General features: G+C 63.9%; 17 protein-coding genes. 13 read left to right on the plus strand and 4 right to left on the minus strand.

What is annotated here, in order from left to right; translation table 11 throughout:
* Nucleotides 1–38: 38 nt before the first annotated feature.
* Nucleotides 39–1,118 carry a GGDEF domain-containing protein gene (locus tag PSV38_RS10620; RefSeq protein ID WP_300547246.1) on the plus strand — a complete coding sequence of 360 codons (1,080 nt, stop codon included), beginning with the start codon at nucleotides 39–41 and terminating at the stop codon, nucleotides 1,116–1,118.
* Nucleotides 1,115–2,281 carry a GGDEF domain-containing protein gene (locus PSV38_RS10625; protein ID WP_300547247.1) on the plus strand — a complete coding sequence of 389 codons (1,167 nt, stop codon included), beginning with the start codon at nucleotides 1,115–1,117 and terminating at the stop codon, nucleotides 2,279–2,281. The genes PSV38_RS10620 and PSV38_RS10625 overlap by 4 nt, the downstream gene beginning before the upstream one ends.
* On the opposite strand, the gene uvrB is transcribed toward PSV38_RS10625, so the two are convergent.
* Nucleotides 2,238–4,379, minus strand: a complete 2,142-nt coding sequence (gene uvrB, locus PSV38_RS10630) for an excinuclease ABC subunit UvrB (protein ID WP_300547248.1) — start codon at nucleotides 4,377–4,379, stop codon at nucleotides 2,238–2,240. The genes PSV38_RS10625 and uvrB overlap by 44 nt on opposite strands.
* 71 nt (nucleotides 4,380–4,450) lie before the next feature.
* On the opposite strand from uvrB, the gene PSV38_RS10635 reads away from it, so the two are divergent.
* Complete coding sequence (locus tag PSV38_RS10635; RefSeq protein WP_300547249.1) at nucleotides 4,451–5,650, plus strand: amino acid aminotransferase; 1,200 nt, start codon at nucleotides 4,451–4,453, stop codon at nucleotides 5,648–5,650.
* A 73-nt stretch (nucleotides 5,651–5,723) separates the two neighbouring features.
* On the opposite strand, the gene PSV38_RS10640 is transcribed toward PSV38_RS10635, so the two are convergent.
* Entirely contained in the window at nucleotides 5,724–7,325 is a 1,602-nt protein-coding gene (locus PSV38_RS10640) for a glyoxal oxidase (RefSeq protein ID WP_300547250.1), read from the minus strand.
* Between the two features lie 208 nt (nucleotides 7,326–7,533).
* Here PSV38_RS10640 and phaZ point away from each other — a divergent pair, with 208 nt between their 5' ends.
* From phaZ to nth, 10 genes are all read left to right on the plus strand, one after another.
* Nucleotides 7,534–8,814, plus strand: a complete 1,281-nt coding sequence (gene phaZ / locus PSV38_RS10645; protein ID WP_300547251.1) for a polyhydroxyalkanoate depolymerase — start codon at nucleotides 7,534–7,536, stop codon at nucleotides 8,812–8,814.
* A gap of 16 nt (nucleotides 8,815–8,830) precedes the next feature.
* On the plus strand, nucleotides 8,831–9,496 hold the full coding sequence (gene rsxB, locus PSV38_RS10650) for an electron transport complex subunit RsxB (protein ID WP_300547252.1): 666 nt from the start codon (nucleotides 8,831–8,833) through the stop codon (nucleotides 9,494–9,496).
* A gap of 222 nt (nucleotides 9,497–9,718) precedes the next feature.
* A complete protein-coding gene (locus PSV38_RS10655; protein ID WP_300547253.1) occupies nucleotides 9,719–9,934 on the plus strand; it encodes a hypothetical protein in 216 nt (71 codons plus the stop codon).
* A 128-nt stretch (nucleotides 9,935–10,062) separates the two neighbouring features.
* Complete coding sequence (locus PSV38_RS10660; RefSeq protein ID WP_300547254.1) at nucleotides 10,063–10,677, plus strand: LemA family protein; 615 nt, start codon at nucleotides 10,063–10,065, stop codon at nucleotides 10,675–10,677.
* A gap of 13 nt (nucleotides 10,678–10,690) precedes the next feature.
* The gene (locus tag PSV38_RS10665) at nucleotides 10,691–11,617 is read left to right on the plus strand and encodes a TPM domain-containing protein (RefSeq protein ID WP_300547255.1); all 927 of its coding nucleotides are present in this window, start codon (nucleotides 10,691–10,693) and stop codon (nucleotides 11,615–11,617) included.
* A gap of 64 nt (nucleotides 11,618–11,681) precedes the next feature.
* Nucleotides 11,682–12,137: a TPM domain-containing protein gene (locus tag PSV38_RS10670; protein ID WP_300547256.1), complete on the plus strand. Its 456-nt coding sequence runs from the start codon at nucleotides 11,682–11,684 to the stop codon at nucleotides 12,135–12,137.
* A 70-nt stretch (nucleotides 12,138–12,207) separates the two neighbouring features.
* Complete coding sequence (locus PSV38_RS10675) at nucleotides 12,208–13,428, plus strand: efflux RND transporter periplasmic adaptor subunit (protein WP_300547257.1); 1,221 nt, start codon at nucleotides 12,208–12,210, stop codon at nucleotides 13,426–13,428.
* Entirely contained in the window at nucleotides 13,428–14,636 is a 1,209-nt protein-coding gene (locus tag PSV38_RS10680; protein WP_300547258.1) for an ABC transporter permease, read from the plus strand. Before PSV38_RS10675 ends, PSV38_RS10680 begins: the two co-directional genes overlap by 1 nt.
* Nucleotides 14,629–15,342 carry an ABC transporter ATP-binding protein gene (locus PSV38_RS10685; protein WP_300547259.1) on the plus strand — a complete coding sequence of 238 codons (714 nt, stop codon included), beginning with the start codon at nucleotides 14,629–14,631 and terminating at the stop codon, nucleotides 15,340–15,342. Before PSV38_RS10680 ends, PSV38_RS10685 begins: the two co-directional genes overlap by 8 nt.
* A 37-nt stretch (nucleotides 15,343–15,379) precedes the next feature.
* Nucleotides 15,380–16,024, plus strand: a complete 645-nt coding sequence (gene nth / locus PSV38_RS10690; RefSeq protein WP_300547260.1) for an endonuclease III — start codon at nucleotides 15,380–15,382, stop codon at nucleotides 16,022–16,024.
* Nucleotides 16,025–16,054: 30 nt separating this feature from the next.
* Here nth and PSV38_RS10695 read toward each other — a convergent pair whose 3' ends face one another.
* Nucleotides 16,055–17,026 carry an SGNH/GDSL hydrolase family protein gene (locus PSV38_RS10695; RefSeq protein ID WP_300547261.1) on the minus strand — a complete coding sequence of 324 codons (972 nt, stop codon included), beginning with the start codon at nucleotides 17,024–17,026 and terminating at the stop codon, nucleotides 16,055–16,057.
* A 48-nt stretch (nucleotides 17,027–17,074) separates the two neighbouring features.
* A complete protein-coding gene (locus PSV38_RS10700) occupies nucleotides 17,075–17,983 on the minus strand; it encodes an SDR family oxidoreductase (RefSeq protein ID WP_300547262.1) in 909 nt (302 codons plus the stop codon).
* Between the last annotated feature and the right edge of the window lie 2 nt (nucleotides 17,984–17,985).

Genomic DNA, 17,985 nt, shown 5'->3' on the forward strand with positions numbered 1-17,985 from the left:
TTGATGCACCCCAAGGATCCGCGTTTGCGCGACTGGTCATGGGCCCGCTCGGGCCTGTGCATGACGGCGCGCGGCGGCTGGTGCTGACCCTGCCCAGCTACGCCTTCATCGCGATGCTGCTGGTGGCGTGCGCCGGCATGGGTTTCGTGCAGCCTTGGCAGTCCACTGTGGTGATTGGCTACAACGTGGTGGGCATCGGGGTGTTCTATGGGCTGGTGCGCAGCGGCATGAGCACCAGGCTGGCCAAAGATTCATCGCTGGCCTTTCAACGGGTTTTGTTCAACGCGAGCATGGTGGTGCTGGCCTATGCCTTGATCCCCATGGCCCGGGGGCAGGCCTTGCAATGGCTGTGCCTCACAATCTTGTTCGACATGCGGCGCATGAGCAAGGTGCAGATCCGACTGGCAGCCGCCAGCGCCTACGCCATGCTGGTGGGCACCGTGTTGCTCATCTTGAAATTTTCGCCGTCGTCCATCGACATGGGCGCCGAGTTCATCAACGTGGCCATGGCCAGTGTCACGCTGTGCGTGCTGTTGGTGGTCACCCAGATCGGGCAAGGGGTCAACCAGCACCGAAAACAACAACAGATAGAGCTTGAGCGCACGGTGGCGCAATTGAACGCGCTGTCGATCCGGGATGGGCTGACGCAATTGTTCAACCGGCGCCATTTCCAGACTTTGCTGGACGAGGAGATGCGGCGCAGCCACCGCTCACGCCGTCCTTTTTGCGTGGCGATCCTGGACATCGATTTTTTCAAGCGGGTGAACGATCAACACGGTCATGCCATTGGCGATGTGGTGCTGCGCGAGGTCTCGCGCCTCGCCCAGGGCGCCATCGGCCCGTCGCATGCCTTGGCCCGCTGGGGTGGCGAAGAGTTTTTGCTGCTGATGCCGGAGACGCCCTTGTCAGCAGCCTTGCAGACCCTGGAAGCGGTTCGCCGCGCCATCAGCGAACACGACTGGGGCCAGCACGCCAAGGGCCTGCGCGTGACCCTGTCCGCCGGGGCGTGTGAACACCCCCTTGGCCTGGACTTGAGCCCGACACTGGAACGTGCCGACCGAGCGCTTTACCAGGCCAAGCATGGTGGGCGCGATCAGGTGATGGCGGCCAGCCCATGATGGGCCGATGGCTGTCCGAGTTGGTCGTGGGCAAGGACCCACGCATGAAGGCCCGCCTGGGCCTGTGCCTGGTGTCCGTGGTGATTTACGTCTGCTGGATCGCCGTGCTGCTCGCCTATGCGCTGCCGCGGCAGTTGATGTCGGAGGCGTCAGCACACTTCTTCGTCGTCTACATAGGCGTGGCGCTGTGCGTGTTCTACCCGCTGGTGCGCAGTGGACTCACCCGTACTTGGTCCGACCCCGGGCTGGTGGCACCGCAAATTTTGTGGGCCAGCGGCGCCATGATCATCAGTTACGCGGTGGCACCCATGGTGCGCTCGGTCGCGTTCCAGACCTTGTGCCTGATTCAGGTGTTCGGTTTTCTGAGCCTTCGGCCCAAGGTGGCCGCCTGGACCGGAGGGCTGACCACGGCCATGCTTGTCATCGCCTGGATTGCCATGACCCTGCTTGGCCTGAGCGAGGTGGATCCCCGCGCCGAGGCTTTGAAGATTTTGGCCTCGTGCTTCGTGTTGGTGCTGATGACGTTTCAATCGCGCAGCTTCGGGCTGCTGCGTGAACGCGCTTTTCACGAAAAAAAATCATTGGCGGCAGCCGCCGAAGCCCTGCGCCGCATCACCATCCATGACGGTTTGACCGGCCTTTTCAACCGGGCCCACATGCAAGAGCGCCTGGAGGCCGAGGTGCAGCGAGCGCTGCTGAACGGACACCACTTTTCGGTGGCCTTGATTGACCTGGATCATTTCAAAAGCATCAACGACACGCATGGCCACCCGGTGGGCGACGAGGTGCTGGTGAACTTCGCGCTCCAAGGCAGCTTGGTGCTGCGCGAAACGGATGTCATCGGCCGCTGGGGTGGGGAAGAGTTCCTGGTGCTGATGCCCGAAACCGAGGCCGCCAAGCAAGCCCAGATCGCCATGGCCCGCCTGCGCGACAAGCTGCGCTCAACGCAGGTGAGTCGGGTCGCCAGGGAGCTGCGCGTGCGCTTTTCTTGCGGCGTGGCCACCTGGAGCAGCCAGGACACGATCGAGCAAGTGCTTGAACGGGCCGACCAGGCCTTGTACCGCGCCAAAGCCCTGGGCCGCGACCGCACCGAACTCGAGCCGCCGCTGACACCCGGAACTACTTTTGCCGCCCAGCCTGAATCGGCACAATGTGATCGCTGACCACGGCGCCAAAGGCCTGTTCTTTCAGCAAGCCCAATTGGTCTCTTAAGCGCGCGGCCTTCTCGAACTCCAGGTTGCGCGCGTGTTCCAGCATCTGCTTTTCCAGTTGCTTGATGCGCTTGCCCAGGTCTTTCTCATTCAAGGCGGGTGCATCGGCCATGGAGGCGGTCAGAGCCTCGGCGGCGCGCAGGTCATCCTTGGCCGCGTTGGACATCACCCCATCGATCAGCTCCTTGACCTTCTTGTTGATGGTTTTGGGCGTGATGCCATGCGCCTCGTTGTGGGCGATCTGCTTGTTGCGCCGCCGCTCGGTCTCGCCCATGGCTTTGCGCATGGACTCCGTGACCTTGTCGGCATACAAGATCGCGTGGCCATTCTGGTTGCGCGCCGCCCGGCCGATGGTTTGGATCAGGCTGCGCTCGGAGCGCAGGAAGCCTTCCTTGTCTGCATCCAGGATGGCCACCAGTGACACCTCGGGGATGTCCAGTCCTTCACGCAGCAAGTTGATGCCCACCAGCACATCGAAGGTGCCCAGGCGCAGATCGCGCAGGATCTCAACACGCTCAACCGTGTCGATGTCGGAGTGCAGGTAGCGCACCTTCACCCCGTTGTCGCTGAGGTAGTCGGTCAGCTGCTCGGACATGCGTTTGGTGAGCGTGGTGATCAACACCCGCTCGTTTTTCTCGACGCGGATGCGGATCTCCTGCAGCACATCGTCCACCTGATGCACGGCCGGGCGCACCTCCACCATCGGGTCGATCAGCCCGGTGGGGCGAACGACCTGCTCGACCACCTGGCCAGCGTGCTGCTGCTCGTAGGCGGCCGGCGTGGCCGAGACGAACACCACCTGGCGCATCTTGCCTTCGAACTCTTCGAACTTGAGCGGCCGGTTGTCGAGCGCCGAGGGCAGGCGGAAGCCATATTCCACCAGCGTCGTCTTGCGCGAGCGGTCGCCGTTGTACATGGCGCCCAGCTGGCCGATCATCACGTGGCTTTCGTCCAGGAACATCAGCGAATCGCGCGGCATGTAGTCCACCAGCGTGGACGGCGGATCACCCGGCTTGGCGCCCGACAGGTGGCGCGTGTAGTTCTCGATGCCCTTGCAGTGGCCGATCTCCTGCAGCATTTCCAGGTCGAACTTGGTGCGCTGCTCGACGCGCTGCGCCTCGACCAATTTACCGCTGCCGACCAACTCTTTCACGCGCTCGTTCAGCTCATGCTTGATGCCTTCGATGGCGCTCAGCACCTGCGCGCGCGGCGTCACGTAGTGGCTCGAAGGATAGACCACGAAGCGCGGGATTTTCTGCCGGATGCGGCCGGTCAGCGGGTCCAGCAGCGACAGCGATTCGACCTCGTCGTCGAACAACTCCAGGCGCAGCGCCAGCTCACTGTGCTCGGCCGGGAAGATGTCGATGGTGTCGCCGCGCACGCGGAAGGTGCCGCGCGTGAACTCCACGTCGTTGCGCTTGTACTGCATGCGGATGAGCTGGGCGATGATGTCGCGCTGCCCCATTTTTTCGCCCGTGCGGACGATGAAGCGCATCTCGGTGTAGTCCTCGGGCTTGCCAATGCCGTAGATGGCCGACACGGTGGCCACGATGACCACGTCGCGCCTTTCAAGCAGGCTTTTGGTGGCGCTCAGGCGCATCTGTTCGATGGCCTCGTTGATGGCGCTGTCCTTCTCGATGAACAGGTCGCGCTGCGGCACATAGGCCTCGGGCTGGTAGTAGTCGTAGTAGCTGACGAAATACTCGACCGCGTTCTTGGGAAAGAACTCGCGGAACTCGGCATACAACTGCGCCGCCAGGGTTTTATTGGGCGCGAACACGATGGCGGGACGGCCCTCACGGGCAATCACATTGGCCATGGTGAAGGTTTTGCCCGAGCCGGTCACGCCCAGCAGGGTCTGGTAGGCCAGGCCGTCCTCAATGCCTTCACAGAGCAACTCGATGGCGGTGGGCTGATCCCCTGCTGGCGGGTAGGGTTGATAGAGCTGAAATGGCGAGTCGGGAAAACTCACGAATTGGCCCTCTGCCTCAGCGTCGGCGCCCCCTTTGGGCGCTTGAGCAGCAAGAGAAATATCAATCAAATCTGACATGAGGTGCGCAGGTCGATAAAATAATGGGTTAACTGGTTTCAGCTTATCCCAACCGATCAAGGACTGCTTGCATGGCCTCGCTATTCGCCACCGTTGAAATGGCTCCCCGGGACCCGATCCTGGGCCTGAACGAACAGTTCAACGCCGACCCCAATCCCGCCAAGGTGAACCTGGGCGTGGGCGTCTACACCGATGACCAGGGCAAATTGCCCCTGCTGAAATGCGTGGCCGCCGCCGAGCAGCAAATGCAGGAATCGCCCAAAGCCCGCGGCTACCTGCCCATCGAAGGCATTGCTGCCTACGACAAGGCCGTGCAAGCGCTGGTGTTCGGCGCCGAGCACGCCGCCGTCAAGGCTGGCCGCATTTCCACCGCGCAAGCCATTGGCGGCACGGGCGGTTTGAAGCTGGGCGCCGACTTCCTCAAGCGCCTGAACCCCGATGCGCAAGTCCTGATCTCAGACCCCAGCTGGGAAAACCACCGCGCCCTGTTCGAGAGCGCTGGCTTCAATGTGGGCACCTACCCCTACTACGACGCTGAGAAAAAGGGCGTCCACTTCGACGGCCTGCTGTCCACCTTGAAGGCTGCCGCTGCGGGCACCATCATCGTGCTGCACGCCTGCTGCCACAACCCGACCGGCTACGACCTGGACGACGCCCAGTGGGAGCAGATCATCGGCGCCGTGAAAGAACGCGGCCTGGTGCCCTTCCTCGACATGGCCTACCAGGGCTTTGGCAACGGCATTGCCGAAGACGGCAAGGTGGTCATCAAGTTCCTGGACGCTGGCCTGAACATCTTCGTGTCGACCAGCTTCTCCAAGAGCTTCTCGCTGTATGGCGAGCGCGTGGGTGCCCTGAGCATCGTCAGCGAATCGGCCGAGGAAGCCGCCCGCGTTCTGAGCCAACTCAAGCGCGTGATCCGCACCAACTACTCCAACCCGCCCACGCACGGCGCGCAAGTGGTGGCACTGGTGTTGACCACGCCTGCCCTGCGCACGATGTGGGAAGAAGAGCTGGCCGCCATGCGCGACCGCATCAAGCTGATGCGCGGCGCGCTGGTCGATGAACTGAAGGCCGCCGGCGTGAGCGATGACCTGAGCTTCATCACCCGCCAGAAGGGCATGTTCAGCTATTCAGGCCTGAACGCGACGCAAATGCAGCGCCTGCGCTCGGAGTTTGGCATCTACGGGGTGGACTCGGGTCGCATCTGCGTAGCCGCGCTCAACAACGGCAACATCAAGGCCGTGGCCGCCGCGATCAAGGCCGTGATCTGAGCCACTGATTTGAACCGACCATGACAAAGGGGGCTCACCGAGCCCCCTTTTTTTGTGCCCGGCCGAAACCGAATCAACCCAGCTTGATGATCTTCGCCACCGAAGGCACACCGGCTGAATTGAAGACGAACAGCATGTAGTAACCGGGTGGCGCGAGGTTGGCCGACGAAGGCACCTGGATGGTCAGGTTGGTGCCGGAGGCGGTGTAGCCCAACTCCATGAAGCGCTGGTCAAAGTCGACCGTGTGCGTGGCCGACCCGGTTTTGACCAAGGTGACGCGGCTGATGCCCGTCACGTCGGTGGTGGCCGCGATGCTGGCGCCCCAGGTGGTCACGGTGGGCGCCGACTGGATGACCGGGCGAACGGCCAGGACGCTGCCCGACTTGTACAAATACGGTGGCGTGTAGATCTCGGCATTCAGGTTGGTGGCAGGGCCGGGCGCCCCGCCGCCCGCCGTCAGCACCGTGGCATCGGGCAAGAGCAAGGACGCCGAGTGGTACAGGCGCATCTTGCTGGCCGTGGCGGCCACAGTCCAGGCCTTGGTGATCGGGTTCCAGATCTTGGCCTGGTAGGCCACGCCATTGGCCACGTTGTCCACCATGGAGCCGCCATTGACGAACACCTGCCCATTGGCCATCACCGTGGCCGAGCCATGGAAGCGGTCCTGCCCCACCCCCGCGACCGTGGTGGCCGTGGGCGTGGCGCCATTGATGTCGACGATCACCGCCTTGTTGAACTTGCGGAACGCCAAGATCTTGCCGGGGGCGTACATCACACTGGGCAGGTACACATCGCCCGTCGCCAGCTTGAGGGGCGTGGCGGCCAGCGAACCATTGCCAGTGGGGTCCATGTAATAAGTGCCGCCCCAGATGGTGGCCACGAACACCTTGCCGTTGGGCGCCTGCCAGGCGCGGGGATAGCTCCAGTTGCGCAGGCCATAGGCATCGTCGCTGGTGGCGCCGCTCAGCGTGCTCCAACCCTCGGTTTCGGAATACAGCTCAGGCGTGGGTGCCGGGGTATCCGGGTCAGCGCGCCCGCCCAGCACCAGCACCTTGCCATTGGCCAAGGTGACCACGGTGGGGTACCAGCGCAGCGCACTCATGCGCTGGGGTGCCGCGTACATCGCGTTGTAGCGGTAGTCGAAGAAATTGACGTCGTCCGCCGAATAGTTGCGCACGCCCTTGATGGTGCGGTCACCGCCGGTCAGCAGCACCGCGCCACTGGAAGGCACCACGATTTGCGCATTGCAAAAAAGGTCTGTGCCCGTGGTGTTGGGCAACATGAGGTGCGAGGCAGTGCCCGTGCCCTTGGTGGGGTCCCAGATGTCGTAATTGAACTGCCCGGTCTGCACCCCTTTGGCGTCGGTGCCATAGCTCATCACGCGCCCGTCGGGCAGCAGTACCACGTGGATGGGGATCAGCGGCCAGCTCGCCACAGCCCCAAACGTGCCTTTGAGGTACGCGTCGGTCGGGATCGAGCCCGTGGTGGTGGTCGGCGTGGTCGTGGTCCCACCACCACCGCCGAACAACTTGCGCAAATCGTCAAAAAAACCGGCATGGCTGACGGTGGGCAAACTGCCCAAAGCGGTCAGCAGCAGTGCTGAGCAGGCGTGTGAAGCCTTCGTTTTAAAAAAAGACCGTTGCGAAGCGGGCAGGCGCGAAATCAAATCAGTCATACAGGGCTCTCCCCAATGTGTAACCAAATTTAGCACGCGGTTTTTTTTGGTCATCCCTCATCAAGGGGGGGCCTCACCCCCGGAATTGCGGGGTGGACGTGCACTTGTTGTGCTTCTTGGAAAGGCACAGTCGGTGCAAAGATGCTTAAAGTCGTCTATGCTGCACTGCACAATGCGCCCAAAAGGTGCGTTTTTTGAGAGGTTACCCATGCTCTATCAAATTTTCGAAACCAACCGCGCCTGGATCAGCCCGTTCTCCGAGTTCGCCAGCGCCGCATCCAAGCTTTACAGCAACCCCTTGTCACCGTTTGCCCAAGTGCCCCAGGCCCAGCGGGTATCGGCAGGCTTCGATTTGGTGCATCGCCTCACCAAAGAATACGAAAAGCCCGAGTTCGGCATCAACAAGGTCATGGTGGATGGCACCGATGTGGTGATCCAGGAGCAAGTGGTCGTGGCCAAGCCCTTCTGCCGCCTGCTGCGCTTCAAACGGTTCACCGACAACGCCAAGCTGCTGGGCACCATGCGTGATCAGCCCTCTGTGCTGGTTGTGGCACCCCTGTCAGGCCACCACTCCACGCTGCTGCGCGACACCGTCAAGACGCTGCTGCAAGACCACAAGGTTTACATCACTGACTGGGTCGACGCCCGCATGGTGCCGGTCGATGAAGGCGCCTTCCACCTGGACGACTACGTCAACTACGTGCAGGAGTTCATCCGCACCTTGGGGCCGGACGTTCACGTCATATCCGTTTGTCAGCCGACGGTGCCGGTGCTGGCCGCCGTTTCGCTGATGGCCAGCCGCGGTGAACCAACCCCGCTGACCATGACGATGATGGGCGGCCCGATTGACGCGCGCAAATCGCCCACGGCCGTCAACAACCTGGCCATGAACAAGAGCTTCGAGTGGTTCGAGTCGAACGTGATTTACCGCGTGCCGACCAACTACCCGGGCGCCACCCGCCGCGTGTACCCAGGCTTCTTGCAGCACACCGGTTTCGTGGCCATGAACCCCGACCGCCACCGCGAGTCGCACTACGACTATTTCCTGGATCTGATGCGCGGCGATGACGACAGCGCCGAAGCCCACCGCGTGTTCTACGACGAGTACAACGCCGTGCTGGACATGCCCGCCGAGTACTACCTGGACACGATCCGCATCGTGTTTCAGGATTTCTCGCTGGTCAACGGCACCTGGGAAGTTCGCAATCCCGAGGGCGTGCCCGAGTTGGTCAAACCCGCTGACATCAGGACCACCTCCCTGCTGACGGTGGAAGGCGAGCTGGACGACATCTCTGGCGCAGGCCAGACTGAAGCGGCCCACGACCTGTGCTCCGGCATCCCGGCGTCGCGCCAGAAGCACTACACCGTGGAGGGGGCTGGCCACTACGGCATCTTTGCCGGTCGCCGCTGGCGAGAGATGGTCTACCCGGAAATCCGCAGCTTCATCTCGGCCAACAACAAGGCGGCCAAGGTCAAGAAAGCGGCATGACGTAGACTGCGGCGCCATGTTGGACGCCGCCCTGATCAATGCCCTTTTGCCGCAGACGCAATGCACGCGCTGCGGCTTTCCCGATTGCGCAAGCTACGCGCAGGCCATCGTGGCGGGCGAGGCCGGCATCAACCAATGCCCACCCGGTGGAGAAGCCGGCGTGCAACGGCTGGCCCAGGCCACGGGCCTGCCCGCCCTGCCCCTGAGCGATGACCATGGCCTTGAAGGCCCACGCTTTCTGGCCGTGATCGACGAGAAGTGGTGCATTGGCTGCACCTTGTGCATCAAGGCCTGTCCGGTGGATTGCATCGTCGGGGCCGCTAAGCAGATGCACACGGTGATCGAAGACTTGTGCACCGGCTGCGAGTTGTGCATCCCCGCTTGCCCGGTGGACTGCATTTCCTTGGTGCCCGCTATCGATGTTCAGCCCCCACCGACCGGCTGGGCTGCCTGGAGCGCGCCGCTGGCCCAGCAAGCCCAAGGCCGCTACGATTTTCACCTGCGGCGTGTTGAACAAGCCAAACACAACAACGATGCCCGCCTGCAGGCCAAGGCCGAGCGCAAGCTGGCCAACCTGGCCGAGGAGTCGCGCCTGACCGACCCGGCCCAATTGGACGAAAAGCGGTCGGTGATTGAAGCGGCGTTGGCCAGAGCCAGAGCGCGTCGCAACGCTGGCGACTGACCTGAAAAATCCGCACGGCGGCGGGGCCGATGGCTACATCAATTGTTCGTACTCAGATTAACGCTGTCTGGCAATTGCGACGCTTATTGCCGAAATGAGAGCTGGATTCCCCCCATTCAAGGGTCATCCGCATGTCACAGTTGGCCCGCAAAATGCATCCTCACGAAATGGGCAGCGCTTGCGCCGTCGCCCATGATGTGGAGATTGACTATGCGCGCCTTGATGAACCTTGCCATTGAACCTGCCCTGCACCTCTTCGAGGTGTCGGCGTTGGTGATCCTGAGCCCCACCTCGCAACAAGCGGTCATCCGCGTGTTGAAGGTCTTGGCCGACACGCCCATGGGCGCGGTCAAGATCGTGCGTGACCGCTACCCCAAATCACGGGCGCACCAAGTGATCTCGCGTCACAACCTGCCGGACAACCTGTCCTTCGCATGATGCTTGATGCTTGATGCATGACAAGGGCTCAAAGGCCCTTGAAACAAACCGGTTCGTTCCCAGTTATGCTGTTGCGCTGATGCGGTATTCGCATCGGCATTTCATACCAGGCTGAGGAAAGAATTGCGATGACTGATCCTTCACCCCGTCGCTGGCTGAGCGTTTTGGCCACCGCCACCATCGTCGTTTCCCTGTCGGGCTGCGGCTACAACGAGTTTCAGACCCTGGACGAGGCAAACAAATCGGCGTGGTCCGAAGTGCTCAACCAGTACCAGCGGCGTGCCGACCTCATTCCCAACATCGTCAGCACCGTCAAGGGGGAAGCCAGCTTTGAGCAGGACACGCTGACCAAGGTGGTTGAAGCCCGCGCCAAGGCCACCAGCATCCAGGCCACGCCCGAGTTGGTCAACGACCCGGCTGCTTTCCAGAAATTCCAGGCGGCCCAAGGCGAGTTGTCGAGCGCACTGTCACGCCTGCTGGTCGTCACGGAAAACTACCCCAACCTGAAGGCCAACCAAGGCTTCCAGGATCTGCGCGTGCAACTGGAAGGCACCGAGAACCGCATCACCGTGGCCCGCAACCGGTACATCAAGACCGTGCAGGACTACAACATCAAGGTGCGCAGCTTTCCCACCAACCTGACGGCCAAGGTCTTTAGCTACGACGCCAAGCCCAACTTCACGGTGCAGAACGAGGCGCAGATTTCATCGCCGCCCGTGGTCGACTTCAACACCAAGAAGTGATCGGCGCTCCATCGTGAGGCGCACGCTGTCGGGGCCCGTCTGGCTGCGCTGGACACTGGCCAGCCTGACCGCGCTCATTCTGCTGGTCATTGGGCCGGCATTCGCCGCCGACGATGGGGGCGTTCAAGCTGTGCCCGTGCTCAGTGGCCGGGTCATCGACCAGACCAGCACCTTGAGTGAAGCCCAGCGCGTGGCGATGGACGCCAAATTGGCCGGCATTGAAACCCGACTGGGCACGCAGATGGTGGTGTTGATGGTGCCGTCCACCCAACCCGAAGACATCGCTGCGTACGCCCAGCGGGTGGGTGATGCCTGGAAGATCGGGCGCCGTGAAGTGGGCGATGGCCTGTTGCTGGTGGTGGCCAAAAACGACCGCCGCGTGCGCATCGAGGTGGCCAAGACCCTGGAGGGCGCCATCCCCGACCTGGCCGCCAAGCAGATCATCACCCGGGCCATCACGCCTGCCTTCAAGGTCGGCGACTACGCGGGGGGCTTGAATCTGGCCATTGATCAGTTGGCGGCGCGCGCGCAAGGCGAAAACCTGCCGCTGCCAGCAGACCCCTCGGCGTCCTCAGCAGAAGGCCCTGGCTTTCAATGGAATGACTTGGGCGTGTTCCTGTTCGTGGGCGTCCCCGTGGTGGGCGCCTTGCTGACCTCCATGCTCGGCCGCAAGGTCGGCTCGCTGACCTCAGGCCTGGTCGTGGGCGGGCTGGGCTGGCTGGTGACCACCAGCACACTGATCGCCCTGGGCGTGGGCCTGGCCTCGGCCGTGGTCGTGGCCGCCATGGCCAGCGGTTCCCGAGGACGCGGTGGCCCCTTCATCGGGGGCGGCGGCTTTGGTGGAGGTGGAGGAGGATTTGGCGGTGGGGGTGGAGGCGGTGGCTTCTCATCCGGCGGTGGTGGCGATTTTGGCGGTGGAGGTGCATCCGGTGACTGGTGAATCCAGGGTTTCGGCCCACCCTCTGTTGCGCTGGGCCAGACACCTCTGGACCGACGGGGACGATGTGCGTCGCCAATTGGGCGTGGCCGGCCTGAATCGTTTGCAAGCGCAAGTGCGTGCCAGCGAAGTGCAACACTTGGGTGAATTGCGTTTGTGCATCGAAGGTGGCCTGAGTTGGCAGGACTTGAAAGACGGGCAAACCGCCCGCTCACGCGCGCTGCATCTTTTCAGCACCTTGCGCGTGTGGGACACCGAGCACAACAACGGCGTGCTGATCTACCTGCTGTTGGCCGACCACCGCATCGAGATCCTGGCCGACCGAGGCATCATCGCCCGAGCTGGGCATGAGCCCTGGGCCCACATCGCCCAACACCTGGCGACCAGTCTGCACGACGGCCAGTTTGAACACGGACTGAGCCAGGCCATCAGCACCGTCACGCACTTGCTGGCGACTCATTTCCCGGTTGACCACGATCGTGACAACCCCAATGAGCTGCCGGACAAGGTCGTGGTGATCTAGTCCTAGACCTTAGACGTCTTCAAAGGTGGGTTCTTGATGAGAGGCCGCCACGCATGCTCCGGATCACACCATGAAACGCCCCTTGTTGTTCGTCGTCCTCGCATGCTTGCTCTTTGGCGCCTTGGCATGGGGGCTGGTGCAAAAGATGCGCGGGCCGGCCTTGGCCGGCTACGAAGTCGCCGCGCGGCCGCTGGTGCAGACCGTGGTGGCGACCGGCCGGGTGGTGGCCGTATCGCGCGCGCAGATCGGCAGCCCGGTGACCGGCGTGGTGGTTGAGCGGCGCGTGAAGGAGGGCGACGTGGTGCAGCCTGGCGACGTGTTGGCGGTGCTTCGTGCTGACGACCTTGAGTCGGCGGTGCGCGAAGCGGAGGTCGCCCTGGCCCAATTGCAGCAGTCGACGCGTCCGCAGGCGCAGGCCGCGCTGCGCGAGGCGGAGGCACGTTTGGCCCAGGCCAGCCGCGAAGCCCAGCGCCGTCGCGACCTGTTTCAGCAGCAGGCCATTGCCCGCGAAGAGATGGAACAGGCGGTACAGGCTGAGACCATGGCCCGCGCCGCCGCCGAGCAAGCGCGGCTGGCTGCCCGGTCGCTGCTGGTCGGCAACCCCAATGAGGCGGCGGCGCGCGCCCGAGTGGCGAGCGCCAAGGCGCAGTTGGCCAAGACCACGATCCGCGCCGAAGTCGCTGGCACCGTGCTGACCCGCAACGCCGAGCCAGGCGACTTGGTGCAGCCCAGCCGCGTCCTGTTCGAAATTGCCCGCAAGGGCGACACCGAAGTGCTGCTACCGCTGGATGAAAAGAACCTCGAAGTGCTCGCCATCGGCCAGTCGGCCATGTGCATCGCCGACGCCTACCCTGCGCGGCCCTTCCCGGCCAAGGTCAGCTTCATCGCGCCCAGCGTGGATCCGCAACGCGGCACGGTGGACATCCGCCTCACCGTGACCCCGGTGCCGGGCTTCCTGCGCCAGGACATGACCGTCTCCGTGAACGTGGAAACGGGCCGCCGGGACCGCGCCATCGTGGTTCCGAACGAGGCCCTGACGGCCATGGACGGCAACCGCGCTGAGCTGTGGCTGGTTGCCGATGGCCGCGCCAAGCGACACCAGGTGCAACTGGGCCTGAGGGGCCTGACCCAAAGCGAAGTCACGGCTGGTTTGCAGGTCGGCGACCGTGTCCTGACAGACGCGCAGGCCGCGGTGGCACCAGGTGATCGCGTGCGCGTAGTGCTCAGCGGCCTGCCTGTCGGTGCTGCGGACCCTGCCACCCGCAAGGAACTGCCAGCCAAGCTGGACTGATGCCGATGTGGATCGAGTGGACCATCGCCACCAAGTTCCTGCGTGAAGGCAAGGCACAAAGTACGTTGATCCTGGTCGGCATCGCCGTGGGCGTCGCGGTGATCGTCTTCCTCACGGCACTGATCACCGGACTGCAGGGCAACATCGTCAACCGCACCCTGGGCACCCAGGCCCACATCAAGGTCCAGCCTCCGCAAGAGCGCAACCGCATCCTGCCGCCCGACCCCGGAAGCACACAGCTGGTGCTCGAGAACAAGCGCGCCCAGCGCCTGCGCTCAATCAACAACTGGCAGCAGGTGCGCGACGTGCTCGATGTGCAACCGCGCGTCAAGGCCGTGTCGCCGGTGATCTCGGGGCCAGCGTTCGCGCGCCGTGGCGAGGCGCTGCAATCGGTGGCGCTGGTCGGCATTGACGCGCCGCGCTACCAGCGCATCATCCCGATCCAGAATGACATGGTCGCCGGCGTGTTCCGCATCGGTGCTGGCGACGCCGTGATCGGCAAGCAGCTGGCCACCGACCTGGGCCTGCGCGTGGGCGACAAACTGCGCCTGGACGGCGGCCAGGGACGGGAGAGCGTGGTCAACGTGGCCGGCATCTTCGAGCTGGGGGTGCGCGAATTGGACGCGCGCTACGTGTACTTGGACATGAAGCAAGCGCAGTCGCTGCTCAACCTGCCCGGCGCCGCGACGATCATCGACGTGACGGTGGACAACATTTTCGATGCGCAGGCCGTGGCGGCGCGCATCGCCCGCCTCACCGGCCTCAAGGCGGAAAGCTGGATGGAAACCAACGCCCAGCTGATGAACGCCTTGCGCTCGCAAAGTCTGTCCACGCAGATGATCAGCGTGTTCGTGGCCTTGAGCGTGGCCTTGGGCATCGCCAGCGTGCTTTCAGTGAGCGTGGTCCAGCGCACACGCGAGATCGGCATCCTGCGCGCGATGGGCACCACGCGGCAACAAATGCTGCGGGTGTTCCTGGTCCAGGGGGCCTTGTACGGCCTGGCCGGCTCGCTGCTGGGCGGCTTGGCGGGCTATGGCTTGGTGAGCGCGTTCAATGCGTTCGGCCCCAAGCTGTTCTACATCCCGGTGAATCCGTGGCTGCTGGTGGCTGCGATGGGCCTGGCCACCGTCACCGGCATCCTGTCGGCCGCCGTGCCAGCGCGACGTGCCGCGTCTCTCGACCCAGTGGAGGCGATCCGTCATGTCTGAGCACGACGCCAGCCAGGAGGTACTGCGCTTGCAAGGCCTTCGGAAAAGCTACAACGGCGGCAAGCCCACCGAAGTGGAAGTGCTGCACGGCTTGGACCTGCGCCTGCAACGCCGCGATTTCGCCGCGCTCGTGGGGGCCTCGGGCTCGGGCAAGAGCACGCTGCTCAACGTGATCGGCCTGCTGGACCGCCCCACCGCGGGCGAGCTGTTTGTGCTTGGCGAGCCCACCCGGAGCATGGACGACGCACGGCGCACGGCACTGCGTGGCAGTGCGATCGGCTTCGTGTTCCAGTTCCACCATCTGATCCAGGCCTTCACAGTGCTCGAGAACGTGCTGATGCCGCTCATGGTGGCCACCGGCAAGCCCACGCGCGAACAACTCGACCGCGCTCGCGGCCTGCTGGCCCAAGTGGGCCTGGCGGGACTTGAGCAGCGCAAGCCCGACCAGCTTTCGGGCGGCCAGCAGCAGCGTGTGGCCGTGGCCCGCGCGCTGGTCACCCACCCGTCGCTGCTGCTGGCCGACGAACCCACGGGCAACCTGGACAGCAAGGCGGCCGCCGAAGTGTTCCAGCTGTTCCGCAACTTCAACCGCGAGTTCGGCTGCGCGGTGCTGCTGGTCACCCACGACTCACGCCTGTCCGAGCAGTGCGACCGCACGGTGACGCTGGTGGACGGCCGCATCGAAAGCGATGAGGTGCTGGGCTGATGCCTTGACACGCGAGCCACGCCGCTAGACTGGCGCCATGAAAGCCGCCGACATCGCCCCGTTTTTTGCCACGCTGCAAGCTGCCAACCCAGAGCCCGAAACCGAGCTGAACTACAGCACACCGTTCGAGTTGTTGACCGCCGTGCTGCTGTCAGCCCAGGCCACCGACGTGGGCGTGAACAAGGCCACTCAGAAGTTGTTTCCGGTGGCCAACACGCCGCAAAAAATCCTGGACCTGGGCTTTGAAGGGCTGTGCGAGTACATCAAGACCATCGGCCTGTACCGCAGCAAGGCCAAGCACCTGCTGTTGACCTGTCAGATGTTGATCGATTTGCACGAGGGCGAGGTGCCGCGCAGCCGCGAGGCCCTGGAAGCCCTGCCGGGCGTGGGCCGCAAAACCGCCAATGTGGTGTTGAACGTGGCCTTTGGCGAACACACCTTGGCGGTGGACACACACATCTTTCGCATTGGCAACCGCACGGGCCTGGCCCCAGGAAAGACGCCCTTGGCCGTGGAGATGAAACTGCTAAAGCGGGTGCCGCCGCAGTATCTGCGGCACGCCCACCATTGGCTGATATTGCATGGGCGCTACGTGTGCCAAGCGCGCAAGCCACGCTGCTGGGAATGCAGCGTGGCCCGCTACTGCTCGTTCAAACCCAAGACGCCAGCGCCGACGTCTTGATCGGCGCGGGCATCGGCATCGGCATCGGCATCAGGCCGCTTGGCTGCGCCGCTGGCGAGCAGCAACGCCCGCGATCAGCAAGCCAACCAGGGCCAGCCCGAACGTGCCGGGTTCAGGCACAGCGGCGGCCATGGACTGCCCCAAGGCCAGGTGCAGCCGGGCCGTCGGGTGCACACCATCCCACAGCGTGTACAGATCAGGGTTGGTGCACAAGGTGCCCCCCGTGCCGGTGTAATTGCCCGTCCAGCAGGACGCGGTGGCCGTGCCCCCGTCCGCCAAGACGGCATCACGGGCGGCATTCAAGGATGGATTGGGGTCAAAGACGCGGATGCTGGCACCACTCAAGTCGCCTTGAAGCCCTTGCAAGGCAGACGCCAGGTTGGTGTTAAAAAACACCGACAAGGCGTGGGCCTGTGCTTGCGCCGCCGGGCCACCATTGATGGCGTCCAGCGTGCTGGACAGGTCGGGCAGCAGGGGCACAAAGAAGTCGCGCGCGCCCGCGCCGTAGAGCTGGCTGACCTGGCCGGTCAGGTTGGCAATGGCCGGAGCCACTGCCGCCAGCTTGTCGGTGGCCGAGAAGAAGTCATTGCCACCGCCCCACAAGAAATACAGGGCGGAGGCATCGGCCGTTTTCTGGGCCGCGCTCAAGCTGGTGGTGAATTGATCGACCTCGTTCTGGATGCCGGGCAGGCCGGGGATGCCCGCGCGGTTGCTCGTGCCCGTGAGCGCGCCACCAAAAGCGTAGTCCACCAGGGCGATGCCCAGCGTTTGCGCCATCACCTCAACCGCCACGGGGCCATTGCTGAAGCGGCCGTTCCAGTACGGTGCAGTCGGTATGCCAAACCCCAGGCCCGCTTTGGTGGCCGCGAAGACATTGCCGTTGTCCGACAGGCTGTCGCCAAATGCCACGATCTGGCTGTAGGCGGCGTTCGCCGACGTGAAGGGCGATGCCATCAGGACGATGGCCGCGCCAATCGAAGTGAGTGCTGTGTTGAAACGCATGGTTTGAATCCTCGGTGATTTTTGAATGGTGGAAACTCAAACTTTATCTCAAGCCAATCCCAGGCCCTCGCGCACCGTGGGGCAGCGCAGCGTCACCCTCAACTCCGCATGCAGGCGGTGGTTGTCCAGCCGCCTGGACTCGCTCAAGAAAGACATCTGCATCGGCGACAAGGCCAGCGTGGCCTCGGCCCGGCTCATGCGCGGTGGGCGCGGCAGGCCGCACAGGTCGGCCACCATATCAAAGTAGTCGCCCATCAGCAGGGTCTGGTCATCGGATGCGTGCACGACACGGCCAGGGCGCCCTCGCCACAAGGCGGCCACGCACGCCCGCGCCAGGTCATCGGCCTGGATGTGGTTGGTGAAGACATCGTCCTCACGCCTCAACACGGGTGAGCCTTTGAGCACACGGTCGCGGGGATGCCCCCCTTCGCGGTCCACCGCGTAGATGCCGGGAATGCGCAGGATGCTGGCCCGCACGCCCGCCCTGCGCCCCCACCACCGCACCAGGGCCTCGGCATGGACACGGCGCTGGGCGCGTGGCGTGGTCGGCGCCACAGGCCGGGTCTCGTTGAACCGGGCGCCACCTGCATTGCCATAGACCCCCGTGGTGCTGCCATAAACCAGGTTGCGCACCCGGCCACGCCGGGACAAGGCCTGCAGCAAGTGGCGCGTGCGCGTGTCCTGGCTGCCTTGCCCTGGCGGAGGTGCCAAGTGCACCACCCTTGTGGCCAGCCCCGCCAACCTTGCCAAGGTCTCAGGTTGATCCAGGTTACCCAGCAAGGGCACCAGGCCTGCCTGACGCAAAGCCTGCGCACGCTCAGGCTGCGAGGTCAGGGCCAGCACGCGGCAACGCGGCAACAACTCGCGCGCCACGCGCAAGCCGACATCGCCGCAGCCCACGATCAACACGCGGGTCTGGCGAAAACGGGCGGGGCGGCTGATGGAAGGACTGGGCATGG

The sequence above is a fragment of the Aquabacterium sp. genome, from assembly GCF_029946005.1.
Taxonomy (GTDB): Bacteria; Pseudomonadota; Gammaproteobacteria; order Burkholderiales; family Burkholderiaceae_C; genus Aquabacterium.